This window comes from Xanthomonas sp. SHU 166 (assembly GCF_000364685.1).
In the GTDB taxonomy this organism is placed as follows: domain Bacteria; phylum Pseudomonadota; class Gammaproteobacteria; order Xanthomonadales; family Xanthomonadaceae; genus Xanthomonas_A; species Xanthomonas_A sontii.
Genome location: NZ_AQOJ01000878.1, coordinates 1 through 487 on the forward strand (window position 1 = coordinate 1; position 487 = coordinate 487).

The following is a 487-nucleotide window of genomic DNA, read 5'->3' on the forward strand; positions in this document are numbered from 1 at the left end:
GCGACGGGTGCGGCATGCCCAGGCTTATAGCCGCGCGATGCGACAGCACCAAGTCCGCTCGTTTGGCCGGCGGCCTCCCGGCTACCGGCTGACCATGCCTACAGTTGCGCCGCCAGCCGGCTGCCCTGGGCGATGGCGCGCTTGGCGTCCAGTTCCGCGGCGACATCGGCACCGCCGATCAGATGCGCGTTGCGGCCGGCGGCCTGCAGCGCCGCCTGCAGGTCGCGCCGCGGTTCCTGGCCGGCGCAGACCACCACGGTGCCCACCGGCAACAGTTGCTCGGCGCCGTCCACGCGGATGCGCAGGCCGCTGTCGTCCACGCCCAGGTATTCGACGCCGCCGAGCATGGTCACGCCCTTGGCCTTGAGCGTGGCGCGATGGATCCAGCCGGTGGTCTTGCCCAGCCGCGCGCCGGGCCGGCCCGGGCTGCGCTGCAGCAGCCACACGCTGCGCGCCGGCGGCTCCGGGCGTGGCTTGCACAGCGCGC

General features: G+C 74.3%; 1 pseudogene. It reads right to left on the reverse strand.

Going from position 1 to position 487, the window contains the following annotated elements:
- Positions 1–98 precede the first annotated feature (98 nt).
- A pseudogene (locus D180_RS19965) lies at positions 99–487 on the reverse strand (NADPH-dependent 2,4-dienoyl-CoA reductase); the annotation flags it as partial.